The organism is Pseudomonas sp. W5-01, assembly GCF_046540435.1.
Classification (GTDB): Bacteria; Pseudomonadota; Gammaproteobacteria; order Pseudomonadales; family Pseudomonadaceae; genus Aquipseudomonas; species Aquipseudomonas graminis_B.
On sequence record NZ_JAXCIP010000005.1, the window covers coordinates 271,896 to 292,382 of the forward strand.

Annotated in this window: 21 protein-coding genes and 1 pseudogene; 16 read left to right on the forward strand and 6 right to left on the reverse strand. The window is 60.9% G+C overall.

What is annotated here, in order from left to right; all coding sequences use genetic code 11:
* Positions 1-2 precede the first annotated feature (2 nt).
* The 6 genes from SLW75_RS18025 to SLW75_RS18050 all read left to right on the forward strand — a co-directional run bounded on the left by SLW75_RS18025 (position 3) and on the right by SLW75_RS18050 (position 5,263).
* Positions 3-866, forward strand: a complete 864-nt coding sequence (locus tag SLW75_RS18025) for a YicC family protein (RefSeq protein WP_410928298.1) — start codon at positions 3-5, stop codon at positions 864-866.
* Positions 867-879: 13 nt separating this feature from the next.
* A complete protein-coding gene (gene gmk, locus SLW75_RS18030) occupies positions 880-1,500 on the forward strand; it encodes a guanylate kinase (protein ID WP_065988225.1) in 621 nt (206 codons plus the stop codon).
* Between the two features lie 130 nt (positions 1,501-1,630).
* Entirely contained in the window at positions 1,631-1,894 is a 264-nt protein-coding gene (gene rpoZ / locus SLW75_RS18035) for a DNA-directed RNA polymerase subunit omega (RefSeq protein ID WP_025257879.1), read from the forward strand.
* A gap of 60 nt (positions 1,895-1,954) precedes the next feature.
* Entirely contained in the window at positions 1,955-4,063 is a 2,109-nt protein-coding gene (spoT, locus tag SLW75_RS18040) for a bifunctional GTP diphosphokinase/guanosine-3',5'-bis pyrophosphate 3'-pyrophosphohydrolase (RefSeq protein WP_065988224.1), read from the forward strand.
* Positions 4,064-4,087: 24 nt separating this feature from the next.
* A complete protein-coding gene (locus SLW75_RS18045) occupies positions 4,088-4,468 on the forward strand; it encodes a RidA family protein (RefSeq protein ID WP_065988223.1) in 381 nt (126 codons plus the stop codon).
* Positions 4,469-4,525: 57 nt separating this feature from the next.
* Entirely contained in the window at positions 4,526-5,263 is a 738-nt protein-coding gene (locus SLW75_RS18050; RefSeq protein WP_192130654.1) for a hypothetical protein, read from the forward strand.
* 129 nt (positions 5,264-5,392) lie between these two features.
* On the opposite strand, the gene SLW75_RS18055 is transcribed toward SLW75_RS18050, so the two are convergent.
* Entirely contained in the window at positions 5,393-6,253 is an 861-nt protein-coding gene (locus SLW75_RS18055; protein WP_410935078.1) for an SDR family oxidoreductase, read from the reverse strand.
* Between the two features lie 211 nt (positions 6,254-6,464).
* Between SLW75_RS18055 and exbB the strand changes: the two genes are divergently transcribed.
* The 6 genes from exbB to SLW75_RS18085 all read left to right on the forward strand — a co-directional run bounded on the left by exbB (position 6,465) and on the right by SLW75_RS18085 (position 13,198).
* Entirely contained in the window at positions 6,465-7,442 is a 978-nt protein-coding gene (gene exbB / locus SLW75_RS18060) for a tonB-system energizer ExbB (RefSeq protein ID WP_410935079.1), read from the forward strand.
* A 3-nt stretch (positions 7,443-7,445) separates the two neighbouring features.
* Positions 7,446-7,871 (forward strand): TonB system transport protein ExbD, encoded by a 426-nt coding sequence (gene exbD / locus SLW75_RS18065; protein WP_410935080.1) that lies wholly within the window; start codon positions 7,446-7,448, stop codon positions 7,869-7,871.
* Positions 7,868-8,611, forward strand: coding sequence for an energy transducer TonB (locus tag SLW75_RS18070; protein ID WP_065988217.1), 744 nt, complete (start codon positions 7,868-7,870; stop codon positions 8,609-8,611). The genes exbD and SLW75_RS18070 overlap by 4 nt, the downstream gene beginning before the upstream one ends.
* Before the next feature lie 91 nt (positions 8,612-8,702).
* Positions 8,703-9,632 (forward strand): hydrogen peroxide-inducible genes activator, encoded by a 930-nt coding sequence (locus SLW75_RS18075; protein ID WP_065988216.1) that lies wholly within the window; start codon positions 8,703-8,705, stop codon positions 9,630-9,632.
* Positions 9,633-9,640: 8 nt separating this feature from the next.
* The gene (gene recG / locus SLW75_RS18080) at positions 9,641-11,716 is read left to right on the forward strand and encodes an ATP-dependent DNA helicase RecG (RefSeq protein WP_410935081.1); all 2,076 of its coding nucleotides are present in this window, start codon (positions 9,641-9,643) and stop codon (positions 11,714-11,716) included.
* 87 nt (positions 11,717-11,803) lie between these two features.
* Complete coding sequence (locus SLW75_RS18085; RefSeq protein WP_065988214.1) at positions 11,804-13,198, forward strand: aminoacyl-tRNA deacylase and HDOD domain-containing protein; 1,395 nt, start codon at positions 11,804-11,806, stop codon at positions 13,196-13,198.
* Between the two features lie 21 nt (positions 13,199-13,219).
* Here the strand turns inward: SLW75_RS18085 and SLW75_RS18090 are convergent, their stop codons facing one another.
* The 4 genes and pseudogenes from SLW75_RS18090 to SLW75_RS18105 form a co-directional block, all read right to left on the reverse strand.
* Positions 13,220-13,594: an SCP2 sterol-binding domain-containing protein gene (locus SLW75_RS18090; RefSeq protein WP_410935082.1), complete on the reverse strand. Its 375-nt coding sequence runs from the start codon at positions 13,592-13,594 to the stop codon at positions 13,220-13,222.
* A 329-nt stretch (positions 13,595-13,923) separates the two neighbouring features.
* Positions 13,924-14,193, reverse strand: a pseudogene (locus SLW75_RS18095) (HU family DNA-binding protein); the annotation flags it as partial.
* 188 nt (positions 14,194-14,381) lie between these two features.
* Complete coding sequence (locus tag SLW75_RS18100) at positions 14,382-15,530, reverse strand: NAD(P)/FAD-dependent oxidoreductase (protein WP_410935083.1); 1,149 nt, start codon at positions 15,528-15,530, stop codon at positions 14,382-14,384.
* A gap of 34 nt (positions 15,531-15,564) precedes the next feature.
* A complete protein-coding gene (locus SLW75_RS18105) occupies positions 15,565-15,732 on the reverse strand; it encodes a rubredoxin (RefSeq protein WP_032856748.1) in 168 nt (55 codons plus the stop codon).
* A 647-nt stretch (positions 15,733-16,379) separates the two neighbouring features.
* Here SLW75_RS18105 and SLW75_RS18110 point away from each other — a divergent pair.
* Both SLW75_RS18110 and ubiA read left to right on the forward strand, forming a co-directional pair.
* Complete coding sequence (locus SLW75_RS18110; protein ID WP_410928303.1) at positions 16,380-16,916, forward strand: chorismate--pyruvate lyase family protein; 537 nt, start codon at positions 16,380-16,382, stop codon at positions 16,914-16,916.
* Positions 16,916-17,806, forward strand: a complete 891-nt coding sequence (gene ubiA / locus SLW75_RS18115) for a 4-hydroxybenzoate octaprenyltransferase (RefSeq protein WP_410935084.1) — start codon at positions 16,916-16,918, stop codon at positions 17,804-17,806. Before SLW75_RS18110 ends, ubiA begins: the two co-directional genes overlap by 1 nt.
* Positions 17,807-17,842: 36 nt before the next feature.
* Here the strand turns inward: ubiA and SLW75_RS18120 are convergent, their stop codons facing one another.
* On the reverse strand, positions 17,843-18,223 hold the full coding sequence (locus SLW75_RS18120) for a hypothetical protein (RefSeq protein WP_065988207.1): 381 nt from the start codon (positions 18,221-18,223) through the stop codon (positions 17,843-17,845).
* Positions 18,224-18,393: 170 nt separating this feature from the next.
* Between SLW75_RS18120 and phoB the strand changes: the two genes are divergently transcribed.
* The gene (gene phoB / locus SLW75_RS18125; protein ID WP_065988205.1) at positions 18,394-19,083 is read left to right on the forward strand and encodes a phosphate regulon transcriptional regulator PhoB; all 690 of its coding nucleotides are present in this window, start codon (positions 18,394-18,396) and stop codon (positions 19,081-19,083) included.
* A gap of 90 nt (positions 19,084-19,173) precedes the next feature.
* Positions 19,174-20,433, forward strand: a complete 1,260-nt coding sequence (phoR, locus tag SLW75_RS18130; RefSeq protein WP_410935186.1) for a phosphate regulon sensor histidine kinase PhoR — start codon at positions 19,174-19,176, stop codon at positions 20,431-20,433.
* Positions 20,434-20,487: the final 54 nt, after the last annotated feature.

Below are 20,487 nucleotides of genomic sequence, written 5' to 3' on the forward strand. Positions count from 1 at the left end.
CCATGGTGCACAGCATGACGGCTTTTGCCCGCGCTGAACGAGCCGGCCCACAAGGCACGCTGAGCTGGGAAATGCGCTCGGTCAATCACCGTTACCTCGAACCTCACCTGCGCCTGCCGGAATCATTTCGTGACCTCGAAGGCGCCGTGCGCGAGGCGCTGCGCCAGGGCCTTTCCCGAGGCAAGGTCGAATGCACCCTGCGCTTCACCGAAGAGAACGCAGGCAAACCGCTGCAGGTTGACCGCGAACGCGCCGGGCAACTGGTCGCGGCAGCGGAGATTGTCGCCAGCCTGATCAGTCAGCCCGCCGCGCTGAATCCGCTCGAAGTGCTGGCCTGGCCCGGTGTTCTGGTGGCCGATGCTGCCGACCCTCAAGCGCTGAACAACGACGCCCTGGCCCTGTTTAACGAGGCGCTCGATGAGCTCAAGGCTGGTCGCGCCCGCGAAGGCGCCGATCTGGCCAGGCTTCTCGACGAACGGCTCACCGCGATCAAGACTGAAGTCGCGACCTTGCGTACGCTCGTGCCGCAAATGCTCGCCGCCCAGCGCCAAAAGGTGCTCGATCGCTTTGCCGACATGAAGGCCGAGCTCGATCCGCAGCGCCTGGAACAGGAAATGGTCCTGCTGGCGCAAAAAAGTGACGTCGCCGAAGAACTCGACCGCCTGAGCACGCACGTCACTGAAGTGCGCCGCGTACTCAAGGCCGGCGGGCAAGCCGGGCGCCGGCTGGATTTCCTGATGCAGGAGCTCAACCGCGAAGCCAACACACTGGGCTCCAAAGCCTTTGACCCTCGAAGCACGCAAGCCGCCGTCAACCTCAAAGTGTTGATCGAGCAGATGCGCGAACAAGTGCAGAACATTGAGTAAGGCCACCTCCGACATGACCCACAGCACCGGCACCCTGTACATCATTTCCGCCCCATCGGGCGCGGGCAAGACCAGTCTGGTCAACGCCCTGATCAACGCTCAGCCGCAGATCCGCGTGTCGGTGTCCCACACCACCCGGGCCATGCGTCCGGGCGAAGTGGACGGCGTGAACTACCACTTCGTCGATCGCGCCGAATTCGTGCGCATGATCGAGCACGGCGATTTTCTCGAACAGGCTGAAGTCTTCGGCAATATGTACGGGACCTCGCAGAGCCGTTTGCAGCAGACGCTGGACGAAGGTCATGACCTGATTCTGGAGATCGACTGGCAAGGCGCCGAGCAGGTTCGCAAACTGATGCCCCGCGCGCGCTCGATCTTCATTCTGCCGCCAACGCAGCAAGCGCTGCGCCAGCGCCTGACCAATCGGGGTCAGGACAGCGACGAGATTATCGAAGGCCGCATGCGCGAAGCCGTCAGCGAGATGAGTCACTACGCCGAATACGATTACATTGTGATCAACGACGATTTCGCCACGGCGCTCGAAGACCTGAAAGCGATCTTCCGCGCCAACTTGCTGAGCCAGGAACACCAACAGCAGCGCCACACCGAGCTGTTGGCTCAACTGCTGGCCTGACCGGTTCTTAGGCAGCAAAACCGATCCATTCAAAATCAGCGCTTCCCTAAACGCTGGTGATTTTTTAGACTGTCGAGTCCGCTCGCCCATTCGGGCACCGCGCATATCGCATTTGCTACGAGGAATACCCATGGCCCGCGTGACCGTTGAAGACTGCCTGGAACATGTAGATAACCGTTTTGAGCTGGTCATGCTCGCCACCAAGCGCTCGCGTCAACTGGCGACCGGTGGCAAAGAGCCAAAGCTGGCATGGGAAAACGACAAGCCTACCGTAGTGGCCCTGCGTGAAATCGCTGCAGGCCTGATGGATTACGCTGTTATCGCAGAAGCCGAAATCGTTGAAGATGAACCACTGTTCGCCGCATTCGAGGACGAGTCCAGCGAGGCCGTCTAAGCCTATGCCTGGTCGACGTAGCAAGGCGCAGGGTCACAGCCTTCGGCAAGGAGATTTATCTTGCCGAGCATAGACGCCCTCGCCGATCGCCTCTCGACCTACCTCGGCGCAGACCAGGTCAATCTGGTCCGCCGGGCGTACTTCTACGCCGAACAAGCCCACGACGGCCAACGCCGTCGCAGCGGCGAAGCCTACGTCACGCATCCGCTGGCGGTGGCCAATATTCTTGCCGACATGCACATGGACCATCAGAGCCTGATGGCCGCCATGCTGCATGACGTGATCGAAGACACCGGCATCGCCAAAGAAGCGCTTTGTGCACAGTTTGGCGAAACGGTGGCCGAACTGGTCGACGGGGTCAGCAAACTGACCCAGATGAACTTCGAGACCAAAGCCGAAGCTCAGGCCGAGAACTTCCAGAAAATGGCGATGGCCATGGCGCGGGACATTCGCGTCATTCTGGTCAAGCTTGCCGACCGCCTGCATAACATGCGCACGCTGGAAGTCCTCTCCGGAGAGAAGCGCCGTCGCATCGCCAAAGAAACCCTCGAAATCTACGCCCCTATCGCCAATCGCCTTGGCATGCACAGCGTGCGTATCGAATTTGAGGACCTGGGCTTCAAGGCGATGTACCCGATGCGCTCCTCGCGCATCGGCCAGGCGGTCAAGCGCGCGCGCGGCAACCGCAAGGAACTGGTCAACAAGATCGAAGAGTCGCTGAGCCACTGCCTTGCGGTTGACGGTATTGAAGGCGAAGTCAGCGGCCGTCAGAAGCACCTGTATGGCATCTACAAGAAGATGCGCGGCAAGCGTCGCGCCTTCAACGAGATCATGGACGTCTACGCGTTCAGGATCATCGTCGACAAGGTCGACACCTGCTATCGCGTGCTCGGCGCTGTGCACAATTTGTACAAACCGCTGCCGGGGCGCTTCAAGGATTACATCGCGATTCCGAAAGCCAACGGCTATCAATCGCTGCACACCACCCTGTTCGGTATGCATGGCGTGCCCATCGAGATCCAGATTCGTACCCGCGAAATGGAAGAGATGGCCAACAACGGTATCGCCGCGCACTGGCTGTACAAGTCGTCTGGCGATGAACAGCCGAAGAGCACCCATGCGCGGGCCCGTCAGTGGGTCAAGGGCGTGCTGGAAATGCAGCAGCGTGCGGGCAATTCGCTGGAATTCATCGAGAGCGTAAAGATCGACCTGTTCCCGGACGAGGTCTACGTGTTCACGCCGAAGGGCCGGATCATGGAGCTGCCGAAAGGCTCCACGGCGGTCGATTTTGCTTATGCCGTGCACACTGACGTCGGCAACAGCTGCATTGCCTGTCGGATCAATCGTCGGCTGGCCCCGCTTTCCGAACCGCTGCAAAGCGGCTCGACCGTCGAGATCGTCAGTGCTCCCGGGGCGCGTCCGAATCCGGCCTGGCTCAACTTCGTCGTGACCGGCAAGGCCCGTACGCACATCCGCCATGCGCTCAAACTGCAGCGCCGGTCGGAATCGATCAATCTCGGCGAGCGTCTGCTGAACAAAGTGCTCAACGGCTTCGACAGCACGCTGGAAAAGATTCCGGCCGAGCGCGTGCGCCTGATTCTTGCCGAGTATCGGGTCGAGGTCATCGAAGACCTGCTTGAGGACATTGGCCTGGGCAACCGCATGGCTTATGTGGTCGCTCGCCGATTGCTGGCCAGTGAAGGCGACCAACTGCCGAACGCAGAAGGTCCTCTGGCTATTCGTGGCACCGAAGGCCTCGTCCTCAGCTACGCCAAGTGCTGCACGCCGATTCCAGGGGACCCGATTGTCGGGCATTTGTCTGCGGGCAAAGGCATGGTCGTGCACTTGGACAACTGCCGGAACATCACGGAAGTCCGCCACAACCCCGAGAAGTGCATTCAGCTGTCCTGGGCCAAAGACGTCACCGGCGAATTCAATGTCGAGCTGCGCGTCGAACTGGAACACCAGCGCGGCCTGATCGCCCTGCTCGCCAGCAGCGTGAATGCTGCGGACGGCAATATCGAAAAAATCAGTATGGATGAACGCGATGGTCGCATCAGCGTGGTCCAACTGGTGGTCAGCGTTCACGACCGAGTGCACCTGGCCCGCGTGATCAAGAAACTGCGCGCCCTGGCCGGCGTGATCCGCATCACCCGCATGCGCGCGTAGTCAAACCGCAAACAGGAGTTTTTCATGAGCAAGACCGTCATCTCCAGCGACAAAGCCCCTGCCGCCATCGGCACCTATTCCCAGGCAATCAAGGCGGGCAACACCGTCTACATGTCGGGACAGATTCCGCTGGACCCCAAGACCATGGAGCTGGTCGAAGGCTTTGAAGCTCAGACCGTTCAGGTCTTCGAAAACCTGAAGGCTGTGGCCGAAGCTGCAGGCGGTTCGTTCAAGGACATCGTCAAACTGAATATCTTCCTCACCGACCTGAGCCACTTCGCCAAGGTCAACGAGATCATGGGCAAGTATTTTGAGCAGCCGTACCCGGCGCGCGCCGCCATTGGCGTTGCGGCGCTGCCGCGTGGCGCGCAGGTCGAAATGGACGCCATTCTGGTCATCGAGTAAATCCCGGTGCGGAGCGCAAGCCCGTTCCGCCTCCTCAGAAAAGGAAGGACTCCACCCATGCGTGTTGCGTTTGCCCTCCCGCTGCTGGTCGCACTGCTCAGCGGCTGCGCCAGCCACTCCGACAAAAGCCCGGACGGTACCTGGATCAATCAGGCCGCCATCGACGCCGCAGCCCAAGGCGGTAACCTTCGGCAGGCCCTGCTGGCTCACGGCCCGAATCTTGAATGGAACATCAACACCAAGGCCGGACAGGCCACTGCTTCCAACGGCTTCGAGCTGAGTGAAGGCAAGATCGCCAGCAATGCCGACGGCAAGTTGCGTGTCGACTTTTACGGCAATGCGTCCGATGAGTTGACCATCAAGGGTGATGACCTGGTGCAGCGCGCCAGCGACACGGGCCCCGAGCAACATTTCCGCACGCCCAAGGAAGCACCGCCGGCCGGCGCCCAACCCGGCACCAGTTTCGAGCGCGCTCTTTACACCGCCTACCTCGGCGGCAAGTGGACCATCGTCAATGGCGAAGGCCAGGGCAGCACGGTTGAGTTCCTGCCAGACGGCAGCGTCAGCGGCCTGCCGGGCAATGATCGCTATGCGCTGTGCCTCGCCGGCGACTGCGCAGCCATGAGCGGTGAGTACGACAGCATGTGGCTGGAGAAGAACGAGCGCGGCAATCCGTGGATCTTCGTGCGCAACGGCAAACAGCTGGAGTTGTTCCAGGCGGTAAATAACGCCCAGGCAACTGAAATGCCGGATCTTCGCCCGGGTGAGCAGCGCTGGGTGCTCGAGAAGAACTGACTATCGCGTACGCATGGTAGGACCGGCTTCAGCCGGGGAAGAGGCCAGTACCTACAACCTCAATGTCCCGGTTGTAAGACTGACGCCTTCCCGGCTAAGGCCGGTCCTACGAATCGACGCCAACGCGAACTAGTTCGGCTGATCTACCAGCATCGCCTCATACCCTTCCTTATAAGTCGCATAACGCGGCGTCCAGCCCAGCGCCTTGGCGCGGGCGTTGCTGCAGCGCTTGCTCCCGGTGCGGCGCACGCTGTTTTCATCCGACCACTCCGTGACACCCAGACGCTGACGCATCCAGTCGACCACTTCGGCCAGCGGCGCGGGTGCATCGTCGACGCCGATATAGCAGTCTTTGAGTGCCACCTCGTCCGATGCTGCTCGCAGCAAAAACGCCAGCAGCCCGGCGGCGTCATCGGCATGAATGCGGTTGCCATACAGCGGCGGGTTGGTTGCAACGGTGTAGCCCTGACGTACCCGGTTCATCAGGTCACTGCGGCCCGGACCGTAAATTCCGGTCAACCTGACAATGGTCGCTGGCACCCCACTGTCCAAGGCCACTTGCTCTGCCTCGCGCATAACCTGGCCCGAGTAACCGGTGGCTTCAACGGGTGACGTTTCATCGACCCACTCGCCTTGCTGTTGACCATAAACGCTGCTGCTGGAGACGAAAAATATCCGCTTGGGTCTCTGGCCGCTGCGCTCGCTCCAGCCCAGTACGTGCCGGAGGCCTTCAACATAAGCCGCGCGGTAACCCGCTTCATCCCGGTCAGTCGGTGTGGCGCAGTAGACCAGGTAATCGAGCCGGCCTTCCGGCCAGTGCGCGGGAATGCGGGCGTCGAACAGGTCGCCGCTGACGCCGAGCACGCCTGCAGGCAGTTTCTCAACGGAGCGGCGCAGGCCGTACACCGTCCAGTCATCAGGCAACAGCTGGGACGCCAATCGGCTCCCGATGTCGCCACATCCAGCAATCAAAACGGATGGCGCTGACATGTCCAATCTCCACATCACTTATTGAATTTCAGCCCGTAAAACGGGCTATGAAACCGACCATTGGGAAGCATTCTCAGGAAAAAAGAGACGCTCTTACTTTTGTTAACAAGAATTACTTGCAATAATAACGGCCCTTTGTTCTCCTCCGCTCGCCTAGCGCCAGCGTGACGCTCTCAGAACGAACACCTATTTCATATCAGGTCGGGCCAGCATGACATCTATTCAAATCCCCGCTTCGTCAATTGCCACTCGAGGTCTGCCACGTGCTGGACGCGCCATTGCCGCGCTGCTGTTCAGCCTGATGTTGACGCCTGTAGCGCTCGCTGACGCCAACGCTCCTGCACAAAAACCCGCCGTACAAGCCGAGGCGCCAGCCGCTACACCGGTTGACCCCGCTACAGCGCCAGGCGTTCAAGAACTGACCCCGGCTTCTGCTCCAGCTGAGTCGCTCGACCCCGCGGCGGAAGATAACAGCCTGGGCATGTCCCACGATCTCTCGCCATGGGGCATGTACAAGAACGCGGACATCATCGTCAAAGCCGTGATGATCGGTCTGGCCATTGCATCGGTCATCACCTGGACCATCTGGATCGCCAAGGGCTTCGAACTGCTCGGCGCCAAACGTCGTCTGCGAAGCGAAATCGCTGCGCTGAAACGCGCGCGTAATCTGGACGAAGCCAGCGCAGGGGCCAAAAAAGAAGGCACCCTTTCCCACTTGCTGGTGCATGACGCACTCGAAGAGATGCGTCTGTCGGTCAACACCCGCGAGCGCGAAGGCATCAAGGAGCGCGTTGCTTTCCGCCTTGAACGCCTGGTCGCCGCCTGCGGCCGCAACATGAGCATGGGCACCGGTGTATTGGCGACCATCGGTTCGACTGCGCCGTTCGTGGGCCTGTTCGGTACCGTCTGGGGGATCATGAACAGCTTTATCGGCATCGCCAAAACCCAGACCACCAACCTGGCCGTTGTAGCGCCGGGCATCGCCGAGGCCTTGCTGGCCACCGCGCTGGGCCTGGTTGCCGCGATTCCTGCCGTGGTCATCTACAACGTCTTCGCCCGCTCCATTGCCGGTTACAAGGCGCAAGTGTCCGACGCTTCGGCGCAGGTTCTGTTGCTGGTTAGCCGCGATCTGGATCACCAGCCTGCGGCCGAGCGCAACCAACCGCCGCACATGGTAAAGATGGGGTAAACCATGGGCCTGCATTTGAAGGAAGGCGATGACGATCTCGCCGAGAACCACGAAATCAACGTGACGCCGTTCATCGACGTCATGCTGGTCCTGCTGATCATCTTCATGGTTGCCGCACCGCTGGCAACCGTGGACATCAAGGTCGACCTGCCCGCCTCTACCGCCAAACCGGCGCCTCGGCCCGAAAAACCGATTTTCCTGAGCGTGAAAGCTGATCAGAGCCTGTACCTGGGCGATGAAAAAGTGGCCCGCGAGCGGATCGGTCAGGTGCTGGATGCCAGGACCAAGGGCAAGAAAGACACCACGATCTTCTTCCAGGCTGACAAAGGCGTCGACTATGGCGACCTGATGGACGTCATGAATGCCCTGCGCGGCGCCGGCTACCTGAAGGTGGGCCTGGTGGGTCTCGAGACGGTCGGCAAGAAATGATCAATACGCGCCAAAAGCTGACGCGCTATAGCGGTAGTCTGTTGTTGGTGCTGGCGGTCCATGCCGTGGCGATTGTCGTCGCATTGCGCTGGCCCTCCTCGCAGGCCATTGAGCTGCCCCCGGCGGCGATGATGGTCGAGCTGGCGCCCGTTCCAGAGCCTGCACCGCCGCCACCGCCAAAAGTCGTGCAACCGCCGCAGCCGCCCGCGCCTGAAGAACAGCTGCCAATTCCGCCAGTCGCCGAGGCGCCCAAGGCCGAAATCGCTGTGCCCAAGCCGGTCAAGCCCAAACCCAAACCACAGCCGCCAAAACCTGTGAAGAAGGTCGAGCCGCCGAAGGAAGAAAAGCCAGCCGACGACAAGCCGCTGGACGCACCGCCGTCCAACGCCAAACCGGAGAAGTCGGCGTCGCCGCAACCCGCTCCGCCCACGCCACCGAGCAATGCATTACCGACGTGGCAGGGTGAATTGCTGAGTCACCTGAGCAAGTTCAAGCGTTATCCGGAAGACGCCCGACGCCGGGGCATGCAGGGCACCAGCAAGCTGCGCTTTGTGGTCGATGGCGAAGGCCGCGTGCTGTCCTATGAACTGGCCGGCGGTTCAGGAAGCGCTTCACTGGATCGAGCGACTCTGGAGATGATCCGCCGCGCGCAGCCATTGCCCAAGCCGCCGCCGGAATTGCTGAAGAACGGGTCGCTGGAAGTGGTCGCTCCCTTCGTTTATTCCCTGGATAAACGCTGAAACCAGAATTTTGTCAGCCGCGACGGGTTGATAACGTGCGTCTATCGATTGCACCCGCTATGCTGGGGCCGCAACTTCATGGACGCACGTTATGACCCTCACAGAATTGCGCTACATCGTTACCCTCGCCCAAGAGCAGCACTTCGGCCATGCCGCTGAACGCTGTCACGTCAGCCAGCCGACCTTGTCAGTGGGCGTAAAAAAGCTGGAAGATGAACTCGGCGTGCTGATTTTCGAGCGCAGCAAGAGTGCCGTACGTCTGACCCCGGTTGGCGAGGGCATCGTGGCCCAGGCGCAGAAGGTTCTCGAACAGGCTCAGGGCATTCGCGAACTGGCCCAGACCGGCAAGAATCAACTGACCGCGCCGCTTAAAGTCGGCGCGATCTACACCGTTGGCCCGTACCTGTTTCCTCACCTGATTCCGCAACTGCACCGGGTCGCCCCGCAGATGCCGTTGTACATCGAGGAAAACTTCACCCACGTGCTGCGCGACAAGCTGCGCAATGGCGAGCTCGACGCGATCATCATCGCCCTGCCGTTCAACGAGGCCGATGTCCTGACGCTGTCGCTGTACGACGAGCCGTTTTACGTGCTGATGCCGGCCGATCATCCCTGGACCCAGAAAAAGACCATCGATGCCTCGGCGCTGAACGACAAGAGCCTGCTGCTGCTCGGCGAAGGTCACTGCTTCCGCGATCAGGTGCTCGAAGCCTGCCCGACGCTGGTCAAGGGCGGCGACGCTGCCAAGCACACCACCGTGGAGTCCAGCTCGCTGGAAACCATTCGGCACATGGTCGCGTCGGGGCTGGGTATTTCCATCCTGCCGATGTCCGCCGTCGACAGCCATCACTACGCGCCCGGCGTGATCGAGGTCCGTCCGCTGTCGCCGCCGGTGCCATTCCGCACCGTGGCAATCGCGTGGCGTGCCAGCTTCCCGCGTCCGAAAGCCATCGAAATCCTCGCTGACTCGATCCGTCTGTGTTCCGTCGCTCGTCCTAAAGCTCAGGCTGAAGCGAGTTAAGGGACGGTATGACGGAGCTGTCTCATGTCTCGGTCACGGCGCTAAAAGGCGTCGGTGAGGCAATGGCTGAAAAGCTGGCGAAAGTCGGTCTTGAGAACATTCAGGACATGCTGTTTCACCTGCCGTTGCGTTACCAGGACCGGACTCGTGTTGTGCCCATCGGCGAATTGCGTCCGGGCCAGGACGCCGTGATCGAAGGTGTGGTCAGCGGCGCTGACGTGGTCATGGGCAAGCGCCGCAGCTTGCTGGTCAGGATGGGCGACGGCACCGGCGTGTTGAGCCTGCGCTTTTACCACTTCAGCAACGCGCAAAAGGACGGCCTCAAGCGCGGTACCCACGTGCGCTGTTACGGCGAAGCCCGGCCCGGTGCCTCAGGCCTTGAGATCTACCACCCGGAATACCGCGCGATCACCGGCGACGAGCCGGTGGCCGTCGAGCAGACACTGACGCCGATCTACCCCACGACCGAAGGCCTCACCCAGCAGCGCCTGCGGCAGTTGTGCCATCAGAGCCTGTCAATGCTTGGCCCGAAGAGCCTGCCTGACTGGCTGCCGGATGAGCTGGCGCGCGACTATCAACTCGCGCCCCTGGCTGACGCCATTCATTACCTGCATAACCCGCCTGCCGATGCTGACGTCGAAGAGCTCGCCTTGGGCCATCACTGGGCGCAGCACCGACTGGCATTCGAAGAGCTGCTGACACACCAGCTTTCCCAGCAACGCCTGCGTGAAAGCCTGCGCTCGCAACGCGCACCTGCACTGCCACCGGCGAAACGCCTGCCGAAGAAATTCCTCGCGAACCTCGGATTCCCGCCCACGGGTGCGCAGCAGCGCGTCGGCAACGAGATCGCCTACGACCTCAGTCTGCACGAGCCGATGCTGCGTTTGATTCAGGGCGACGTAGGCGCAGGCAAGACGGTCGTGGCAGCACTCGCGGCCTTGCAGGCCCTCGAAGCGGGCTATCAGGTCGCACTGATGGCGCCCACCGAGATCCTCGCCGAACAGCACTTCATCAATTTCACCCGCTGGCTGGAGCCACTCGGCATCGAGACGGCCTGGCTTGCAGGTAAGCTCAAGGGCAAGGCCCGCGCGGCGTCACTGGCGCAGATCGCCGGCGGTACGCCCATGGTCGTCGGCACCCACGCGTTGTTCCAGGACGAGGTGCAGTTCAAGAACCTCGCGCTGGTCATCATCGACGAGCAACACCGTTTCGGCGTTCAGCAACGCCTGGCCCTGCGCAAGAAGGGCGTCGGCGGCTTGATGTGTCCGCATCAGCTGATCATGACCGCCACCCCCATCCCGCGCACCCTGGCGATGAGCGCCTACGCCGACCTCGACACGTCGATTCTCGACGAACTGCCCCCCGGGCGTACGCCGGTGAATACCGTTCTGGTGGTCGACAGCCGGCGCATCGAAGTGGTCGAGCGCGTACGCAATGCATGCGCCGAAGGCCGGCAGGCGTATTGGGTGTGCACGCTGATCGAGGAGTCCGAGGAGCTGACGTGTCAGGCCGCTGAAACGACGTTCGAGGAACTGACCAGCGCGCTGGGCGAGCTCAAGGTCGGCTTGATTCACGGGCGCATGAAGCCCGCCGAAAAAGCCGCCGTCATGGGCGAGTTCAAGCAGGGCAACCTGAATCTGCTGATCGCCACGACAGTGATCGAGGTCGGCGTGGACGTCCCCAATGCCAGCCTGATGATCATCGAAAACCCGGAACGCCTGGGCCTGGCGCAGCTTCATCAATTACGCGGTCGGGTCGGCCGGGGCAGCGCGGCCAGCCATTGCGTGCTGCTGTATCACCCCCCGCTTTCGCAGATCGGTCGCCAGCGGCTGGGCATCATGCGTGAAACCAACGACGGCTTCGTGATTGCAGAAAAGGATCTGGAGCTGCGTGGGCCGGGCGAGATGCTCGGAACGCGCCAGACAGGACTGCTGCAATTCAAGGTTGCTGACCTGATGCGCGATGCAGATTTGCTGCCAGCGGTCAGGGACGCGGCGCAGGCGCTGCTTGAGCGCTGGCCCCAACATGTCAGTCCCCTGCTGGAGCGCTGGCTGCGCCATGGCCAGCAATACGGCCAAGTGTGAAGCAGTCAACGCAATAACAGGGTGTCTCACCTCTATAACAACTAAGCTGGTTATACTTCAGCGATTGTAGGAATCTGGATACAGGCCATGACAGAAGTTGCCCACATCGACGCAACCCCACACTGCCCTTCTATCATTCGGCAGTTGCTGGGCAAAGCTGCCATCAACTTCCGTGAAGTGACTGATGACGAGTCTCTTCCGCTTGATCAAAAAGTGCAGGCCATTCTGGTCGACGACTCCGTTGGCGCGCTGTTCATCCTGTTTCCACAAAACCAATTGCTCGACCTCAATCGTGTTACCGAGTTGACCGGCCGCAAGTTGAAAGCGGTTCCGAAAGAGTCGCTCGAACTCATGCTGCAAAAACATAAACTGGGCACGTTGCCCGGCCTGCCTTCGCTGACCAGCTCGCCTTGCCTGTATGAAGAGCGGATTCTGTCCGGCAATACCGTGCTGATCGATTCTGGTGAACCAGGCCTCTTGCTGGAGATCAGCAGCGAGGAATTTAAGACGCTGTTGACCAAGGCCAGCGCTGCCCGCTTTGGCGAGCCGGTGACCTCCGTCACACCCAACCTCACGCGTCCCGATGACGACCGCGAGGAAATCACCAAAGCCGTTCAGAATTTCACTGCCCGGCGCATCCAGCAGCGTCTTGAGTCCACGGTGGAAATCCCGCCGTTGGCCGACACGGCGCAGAAGATCATCAAGCTGCGTGTCGATCCCGACGCGACCATCGACGACATCACCGGCGTGGTGGAAACCGATCCGGCATTGGCGGCACAAGTCGTGAGCTGGGCGGCGTCCCCGTATTACGGCTCAGCCGGCAAAATCCGCTCGGTGGAAGATGCCATTGTTCGCGTGTTGGGTTTTGATCTGGTGATCAATCTGGCGCTCGGTCTGGCGCTGGGCAAAACCCTGGCGCTGCCCAAGGATCATCCGCAGCAGGCAACCCCTTACTGGCAGCAGTCGATCTACACAGCCGCGATCATCGAAGGCCTGACCCGCGCCATGCCACGTGCCGAGCGCCCGGAAAGTGGCCTGACGTACCTCGCCGGCTTGCTGCACAACTTCGGCTATCTGCTGCTGGCGCACGTGTTTCCGCCGCATTTTTCGCTGATCTGCCGCCAGATCGAAGTCAACCCGCACCTGCATCACAGCTATGTCGAGCAGCACCTGCTGGGCATCAGCCGCGAGCAGATCGGCTCCTGGCTGATGCGCAACTGGGACATGCCGGAGGAACTGGTCATCGCCCTGCGCTTCCAGCACGACCCGCACTACGCAGGCGAGCATTACAAGTATGCAAACCTGGTGTGCCTGGCGGTGAGGCTGCTGCGCAAGGAAGGCATTGGCTCAGGCCCGCTGGAAAGTATTCCGGACGAGCTGCTCGAACGCCTGAAGCTGTCCCGCGAGAAAGCTCAGGACGTGGTGAAGAAAGTACTGGAAGCCGAAGTGCTGTTGCGCGAACTGGCCTCGCAGTTCAGTTAATCCGGAAGTGTCCGGGGAGGACTACTTCTTCTTCCTCGGCTTCAGATACTTCGTCAGCCCCTGAAACCACATCACCAGGCCAGCGTTGCCGGTCACCACGATATTCTTGTCCTGAATGCCCTGCATGAACGCGAGCTGCTTGTTCCGAGCCTGCAGGGTGGCGAAGCCGTAGTCGGCATCCTTGAAAGAAATCACGAAAGCAGGCGCCGCGAAGGTGCCGGCGCGGCTCTTCACGCGTTGATCGCGCACGATGAAATGCCTGGCGATCTTGCCGTCAGCCGTCTGCAACTGGAACGCCAGATCCTTCCCCGCAAGTTGCTGTTGAAACGCGGGATTATTGCGACTGGCGCGGGCCATCAACAGGCCCAATATCCAGAGTAGAAAACGAAACTTCATGCGTGGGCCTCATGGGGTCAGCGGCAGTTTGGGTGACCAGGCGCAGTGTAGCGAGCTTGATTGACCGGTGAACAAGCAGAACCGGTCAGTCGCAAAGTGGCGGACTGGACGAAGCGCACAGGTCCAGCACGGTTGATTCATCGGGCATAAAAAAATGGACATGCCGACTGATCGGCATGCCCATTTCCGCGCTGCTCGCCCCCCGCAGAGCGCTCAGCGAATTACTTTTTCTTTGCTGCGGGTGCCTTGGCCGCTGCGGCCTTGGCTGGCTTGGCATCTTTGGCGGCTGCTGCCGGCTTGGCTGGTTTCGCTGGCTTTGCCGCGTCCGGATTAACGCTGTCTTTGAGAAACTTGCCCGGCTTGAACGCCACCGTGTTGCTGGCCTTGATCTTGACGGGCTCACCGGTCTGAGGGTTCTTACCGGTGCGGGCGCCACGATGGCGCTGCAAGAAAGTGCCGAAGCCAACCAGTGTGACACTGTCCTTCTTGTGCAGCGCGTTGGTGATTTCGTCGAGCACGGCGTTGAGGACGCGATTGGCTTGTTCTTTGGTGAGATCTGCTTTCTCGGCAATAGCCGCTGCGAGTTCTGGTTTACGCATATGAAGCCTCTTTTACGGTTTTTTGTTTTTATGTCCCGTGCAGCCCTTGCGGACAGCGAGCAGGTGCCGCAACAGCTCTACGTTGCGGCAGACCGGATTGAGAATGGCACGCCACCGGGGCCCGCGCCAGTACGTGAACCACGTTTGTTTCAACTAAAAGATGGCTTATCCGACAGAACGACTGTTAATCATGCCAGCAGCGGGGGCAAAGCCTTGTTCAGGGCGAGCTTGTCCATCACCGCAGCGCCTGTCAGCGCGTAACCCAGCAGGTTGCCGTCGCTGTCGCAGCACAACGCCTTGATATCGGCGCCCTCACCTTCCACGGTCCAGACACCTTCCGAGCCCTTGGGCGGCGGGGACACTACCAGCGGGCAAACCGGCGTTTTCACCGTGACCGGCATTGGGCCATATTTGACGGCTGTGGGTGTACCAGCGAGGGTCTGCGCCAAGGCTCGGGCGCAGTTCATCAGCGGCATGACGTAAAGCAGGTTCAGCCCATCCACTTCAGCGCAGTCGCCCAGCGCGTAGATGTTTGCGTGGGACGTCTGCAAATGCCGGTCGACCACAATGCCACGCCCGACTTCCAGGCCCGCCGCTGCGGCGAGATCAGTGCGAGGACGCAGGCCTATGGCCGACACCACCAGATCGCAATGCAGCACCTCGCCATCGGACAGGTGCGCTTCGAGCCCGGTGTCGGCACGATCAAGCCGAGTCATCAAAGGCCCGAGGTGAAAACGCGCGCCCAGGCTTTCCAGCCCGGCCTGTAATGCGGCGGCGGCCGCAGGAGGCAGCAATGTCGGCATCACCTGCTCGCATGGCGCAACGAGGTCGATTTCGTGGCCGCCCAAAATCAGATCGTTGGCAAACTCACAGCCGATCAGGCCTGCGCCGAGGATCAACACCCGCTTCTTGCCGGCTGCTGCGGCGCGGAAACGCGCGTAATCCTCAAGATCGTTGATCGGGAATACTGCTTCGCAAGCATCACCCGCCACCGGCACGCGGACGGTTTCCGCCCCCCAGGCCAGAATCAGGTCGCGGTAGGCCACCGCTTCCTCGCCGATCCACACACGCTTATGACCCGGATCGATGCCGCTGACGCGGGTGTGCGTGCGTACCTCGGCCCTGAGCTGCTCAGCCATGGCGCCCGGCTCGGCCATGCTCAGTCCGTCGGCTTCCTTGTTTTTGCCAAAGCCGGTGGAAAGCATGGGTTTGGAGTACGAACGGCCGTCATCGGCGGTGATCAGCAACAGCGGCGTCTCGCCATCCAGCTTGCGAAATTCGCGAGCGAGGTTGTAGCCGGCCAGCCCGGTACCAATGATCACGACAGGTGCGTTCATTCACTTCTCCAGCGGGGTCTTGGAAGTCGGCGGATCAGCCGATTTCGATCATTTCAAAATCCATTTTGCCGACGCCGCAGTCAGGGCACAGCCAGTCTTCCGGCACATCCTGCCAGAGCGTGCCCGGCGCGATGCCGTCATCCGGCCAACCGTCGGCTTCGTTGTAAATCAGGCCACAGACTACGCATTGCCACTTTTTCATCGCTCGGCTCTCTTGGTTTCAGGCTAGACGTCCCAGACGCTCCGCTGTCGTCGCGAAGTTTATCGAATGGGTCAGGCCTTTTACTGATCACAGCGCCATGACGCAAGTTTCATTGATGTACAACGCGTGTACTTTCCAGTGGGAGCTGGCTTTAGCCGGGAAGGCGTCAGTGGCCGCACCGCGAAATTGAGGGTGCTCACACCGGCCTCTTCCCGGCTGAAGCCGGTCCCACGGATACTCCGCATATCGCCAGTAGGACTGGCTTTAGCCGGGAAGGCGTCAGTAGCCGCACCGCGAAATTGAGGGCGCTCACACCGGCCCCTTCCCGGCTGAAGCCGGTCCCACTAATACGCCGCGTATCGCCAGTAGGACTGGCTTTAGCCGGGAAGGCGTCAGTGGGCGCACCGCGAAATTGATGGCGTTCAAACCGGCCCCTTCCCGGCTGAAGCAGGTCCCACGAATACTCCGCGTATCGCCAGGTGGACTGGCTTTAGCCGGGAAGGCGTCGGGGGCGTCGGCGCAAACGGGTGGGTGCTCCGGTCGTCGGTCAAAAATCGCAATCATGCTAAGCTCGCCGCCTCGATTGCCGCCTGTGTTTGTCTCCCGTGATCCAGCAAACCCCTGCATTTCCAGCGCCCGAGTGGCTTTTGCGCGATCAGCTGATCGGAGCACCCTCGCCCGCCGTTCTTGAGTGGCTTTTCCACGAAGATTCCTTGACCCGACGCCTGACCCGGCTCTCTGACGACCACTTTTGCGTCGAACCGCAGTTCGAAGGCTGGCAGTCCCTGCGTGACGATGAATGCGCCGCGCTGCAATTGCCTGAGGGCAGCGAAGGCTGGGTGCGTGAGGTCTACCTGCTGGGCCGCAATGAAAGATGGGTGTTTGCCCGCAGTGTCGCCGCTCGCCGCGCGCTGGAGCAGGATGGCCTGCACATGGACGAACTCGGCACCCGGTCACTGGGCGAGTTACTGTTCAGCGATGAAGCCTTCGCCCGCGGCCCGCTGCAGGTCTGCCGCTATCCTGCGCAATGGCTGCCCGAGACGGACGCACAGCAGGGCTTGTGGGGACGCCGCTCCTGTTTCAGCCGAGGGAACTTGAGCATTCTGGTAGCGGAAGTGTTTCTGCCCACTGCATGGCGTGCCATCGAACCCAACGCTCCACTGCATGCTCAAGAGGGCCGCTGATGTACCTGTCGTTGCTCAAATCCCTGAACCGTCTGCACCCGCGCGCCTGGGACTTCATCCAGCTCACGCGCATCGACAAGCCCATCGGCATTTATCTGTTGCTATGGCCCACCTTGTGGGCCGTCTGGATTGCCGGCAAAGGCTCGCCGTCCCTGAGCACGCTGCTGATTTTCGTCGTCGGCGTGTTCCTGATGCGCGCGGCGGGCTGCGTGATCAACGACTTCGCCGACCGCAAGGTGGACGGCCACGTCAAACGCACCGAGCAGCGGCCTTTGGTCAGCGGCAGGGTGACGTCAAAAGAAGCGCTGATCCTGTTCGCGGTACTGGTGGGAGCGAGCTTTGTGCTGGTCTTGTTCACCAACGCGACGACGATCTGGCTGTCGTTCGGCGGGCTTGCTCTTGCAGCCACTTACCCCTTCATGAAGCGCTACACCTATTACCCGCAGGTGGTGCTGGGTGCCGCGTTCTCGTGGGGCATGCCGATGGCGTTCACCGCCGAGACCGGCGAGCTGCCCGCTGCCGCCTGGCTGCTGTACATCGCCAATCTGCTGTGGACGGTGGGATACGACACGTATTACGCGATGACGGATCGCGAGGACGACTTGAAGATCGGCGTGAAATCCACCGCCGTGCTGTTCGGCGATGCGGATCGGGTGATCATCCTCACGCTGCAATGCTTGGCGTTGTTTTGCCTGATGCTGGCGGGTGCGCGCTTCGAGCTGGGCCTGTATTTCTTCATCGGTCTGCTGGTAGCGGCGGGATGCTTCGCCAGGGAGTTCTGGTCGACGCGGGACAAAGACCCGCAAGCCTGTTTTAAGGCCTTTCTGCACAACCATTGGGCGGGGCTGGCGATTTTTGTCGGTATCGTGGCGGACTACGCGCTGCGCTGACCAATTCGGACGCACGCAGCGCTTTAAGCGATCAGATTATGGCTTGGCGATGTGCCAGACGTCGCCCTTGCCGTCGCCGGTTTTGTCGCCAGCGGCCTTATCGCTTTTGAAGAAGTACAGCGGCTTGCCCTTGTAAACCCACTGCGAAGCACCGTCATCGCGCTTGATAATGGTCCAGTCGCCCTCAGGCTTGTCGCTGGCCATGGCAGTCAGCGGCGGCCAGTTGGTTGCGCACTGATCGTTGCAAACGGACTTGCCTGCCGAGGTGTCTTTATCAAAGGTGTAAAGGGTCATGCCTTTGTGGTCGGTGAGCATGCCGTCACTGGTCATCGCGGGCGCGGCAGCGAATGCCATCCCGGAAGATGCCAACGCTGCTGCCGCCAAAAGGCGCATCAGAGCAGAAGAAATTTTAGCCATGGATGAATCCTCTTCTTGTTTGTCGTTGTATGGACATTTCTTGTAGGACAAGTCCCCAGCTTAGCCCTAGACCGGCGAATACGCCTAGCGCGAACTAACCTGTCACACGACTGCAATAATTCCGTTATCTAATGCGCCCCAAGACAGTTAAATGACATGAGGTTCGAGGCATGGCTGGCAGGAGCATTCTGATCGTCGACGACGAAGCACCCATACGCGAAATGATTGCCGTCGCGCTGGAAATGGCTGGCTATGACTGCATTGAGGCTGAGAATTCGCAACAGGCCCATGCCGTGATTGTCGACCGCAAGCCGGACCTCATCCTGTTGGACTGGATGCTGCCCGGTACATCCGGCATTGAGCTGGCCCGTCGTTTGAAGCGTGACGAGCTGACCGGTGACATCCCGATCATCATGCTCACGGCCAAAGGCGAAGAGGACAACAAGATCCAGGGTCTTGAAGTCGGCGCCGATGATTACATCACCAAACCCTTTTCTCCCCGCGAACTGGTCGCCCGGCTCAAGGCCGTGCTGCGGCGAGCTGCCCCGAACGATGGCGAATCGCCGATCGAAGTGGGCGGTCTGCTGCTGGACCCGATCAGCCACCGCGTGACCATCGACGGCACACCTGCCGAGATGGGCCCGACCGAATACCGCCTGCTGCAATTCTTCATGACCCATCAGGAACGCGCCTACACCCGCGGGCAGTTGCTCGATCAGGTCTGGGGCGGAAACGTCTACGTGGAAGAGCGCACCGTGGATGTCCACATCCGGCGTCTGCGCAAAGCCCTCGGCGAGGCTTACGAAAATCTGGTACAAACCGTCCGCGGTACTGGCTACCGCTTCTCCACCAAAAGCTGAAAACGCTTTTGGCAGCGATTCAGACCGCTGAAGACAAGGACGCGTTAATTGAATCACAACTGGCATGGCACCCTGATCCGGCACTTGCTGATGTTGGTCACAGCCTCGCTGTTGGCCGGTTTGATCAGCGGGCATTACGGCGGGTGTATGGCAATCGGTCTGGGGCTGTATCTGGCCTGGACCCTCAAACAGCTGCTGCGCCTGCATGACTGGCTTCGCCATCACAAACCCGACGAGCCGCCACCCGATGGCTATGGCTTGTGGGGGGAAGTCTTCGACAGCATTTACCATCTGCAACGACGCGACCAGCGCGTGCGTGGCCGCCTGCAAGCGGTTATCGACCGTGTTCAGGAATCCACTGCCGCGCTGAAAGATGCCGTGATCATGCTCGACAGCGACGGCAACCTGGAATGGTGGAACCGCGCGGCAGAAACCTTGCTGGGCCTGAAGACGCCCCAGGACAGCGGGCAACCCGTAACCAATCTGGTCCGCCATCCGCGCTTCAAGGAGTACTTCGCCCACGCCAACTACGCCGAACCGCTGGAGATTCCTTCGCCGGTCAATGACCGCCTGCGCATTCAGATGCTGATCACCCGCTACGGCAACAACGAGCATCTGATGCTGGTGCGCGACGTGACGCGCATGCACCAGCTGGAGCAGATGCGCAAAGACTTCGTCGCCAACGTGTCCCACGAGCTGCGCACACCATTGACGGTGATCTGCGGCTATCTGGAGACGCTGCTGGATAACGTCGAGGACGTGAACCCGCGCTGGGTCCGTGCGTTGCAGCAAATGCATCAGCAAGGCGGACGCATGCAGACGTTGCTCAACGACCTCCTGCTGCTGGCCAAGCTGGAAGCCACCGATTACCCGTCCGACAACCAGCCCGTGGCCGTGTCGTCGCTGCTGCAAAGCATCACCAATGATGCTCAGGCCCTGTCAGGAGACAAGAACCAGCAGATTACCCTGGAGCTGGAAAGCGACGTCAGCCTCAAGGGCAGCGAGGCGGAGTTGCGCAGCGCGTTCTCCAACCTGATCTTCAATGCGGTCAAATACACGCCGGCGGAAGGCAAGATCCGCGTCCGCTGGTGGAGTGACGGGCGTGGCGCCCACCTGAGCGTGCAGGACTCCGGCATCGGTATCGACAGCAAACACATTCCGCGCCTGACCGAGCGCTTCTACCGCGTCGACTCCAGCCGCGCGTCAAACACCGGCGGCACAGGCCTGGGCCTGGCGATCGTCAAGCACGTGCTGCTGCGCCACCGTGCGGCACTGGAAATCAACAGCGTCCCCGGCAAGGGCAGTGTGTTTATCTGCAACTTTGCCCCGGCGCAGATGACCAAAGCCTAGGCAAGCCTGTAGATAGCCGCTAAATTGCGTCCCTTGTGCCCTCCAATTGTGAGG

Bases quoted from the DNA above. Each gene is read 5' to 3' on its own strand.
- SLW75_RS18025 (WP_410928298.1), top strand. From the start codon at position 3: ATGGTGCACAGCATGACGGCTTTTGCCCGCGCTGAACGAGCCGGCCCA.
- gmk (WP_065988225.1), top strand. From the start codon at position 880: ATGACCCACAGCACCGGCACCCTGTACATCATTTCCGCCCCATCGGGC.
- rpoZ (WP_025257879.1), top strand. From the start codon at position 1,631: ATGGCCCGCGTGACCGTTGAAGACTGCCTGGAACATGTAGATAACCGT.
- SLW75_RS18045 (WP_065988223.1), top strand. From the start codon at position 4,088: ATGAGCAAGACCGTCATCTCCAGCGACAAAGCCCCTGCCGCCATCGGC.
- SLW75_RS18050 (WP_192130654.1), top strand. From the start codon at position 4,526: ATGCGTGTTGCGTTTGCCCTCCCGCTGCTGGTCGCACTGCTCAGCGGC.
- SLW75_RS18055 (WP_410935078.1), bottom strand. From the start codon at position 6,253: ATGTCAGCGCCATCCGTTTTGATTGCTGGATGTGGCGACATCGGGAGC.
- exbB (WP_410935079.1), top strand. From the start codon at position 6,465: ATGACATCTATTCAAATCCCCGCTTCGTCAATTGCCACTCGAGGTCTG.
- exbD (WP_410935080.1), top strand. From the start codon at position 7,446: ATGGGCCTGCATTTGAAGGAAGGCGATGACGATCTCGCCGAGAACCAC.
- SLW75_RS18070 (WP_065988217.1), top strand. From the start codon at position 7,868: ATGATCAATACGCGCCAAAAGCTGACGCGCTATAGCGGTAGTCTGTTG.
- SLW75_RS18075 (WP_065988216.1), top strand. From the start codon at position 8,703: ATGACCCTCACAGAATTGCGCTACATCGTTACCCTCGCCCAAGAGCAG.
- recG (WP_410935081.1), top strand. From the start codon at position 9,641: ATGACGGAGCTGTCTCATGTCTCGGTCACGGCGCTAAAAGGCGTCGGT.
- SLW75_RS18085 (WP_065988214.1), top strand. From the start codon at position 11,804: ATGACAGAAGTTGCCCACATCGACGCAACCCCACACTGCCCTTCTATC.
- SLW75_RS18090 (WP_410935082.1), bottom strand. From the start codon at position 13,594: ATGAAGTTTCGTTTTCTACTCTGGATATTGGGCCTGTTGATGGCCCGC.
- SLW75_RS18100 (WP_410935083.1), bottom strand. From the start codon at position 15,530: ATGAACGCACCTGTCGTGATCATTGGTACCGGGCTGGCCGGCTACAAC.
- SLW75_RS18105 (WP_032856748.1), bottom strand. From the start codon at position 15,732: ATGAAAAAGTGGCAATGCGTAGTCTGTGGCCTGATTTACAACGAAGCC.
- ubiA (WP_410935084.1), top strand. From the start codon at position 16,916: ATGTACCTGTCGTTGCTCAAATCCCTGAACCGTCTGCACCCGCGCGCC.
- SLW75_RS18120 (WP_065988207.1), bottom strand. From the start codon at position 18,223: ATGGCTAAAATTTCTTCTGCTCTGATGCGCCTTTTGGCGGCAGCAGCG.
- phoB (WP_065988205.1), top strand. From the start codon at position 18,394: ATGGCTGGCAGGAGCATTCTGATCGTCGACGACGAAGCACCCATACGC.
- phoR (WP_410935186.1), top strand. From the start codon at position 19,174: ATGTTGGTCACAGCCTCGCTGTTGGCCGGTTTGATCAGCGGGCATTAC.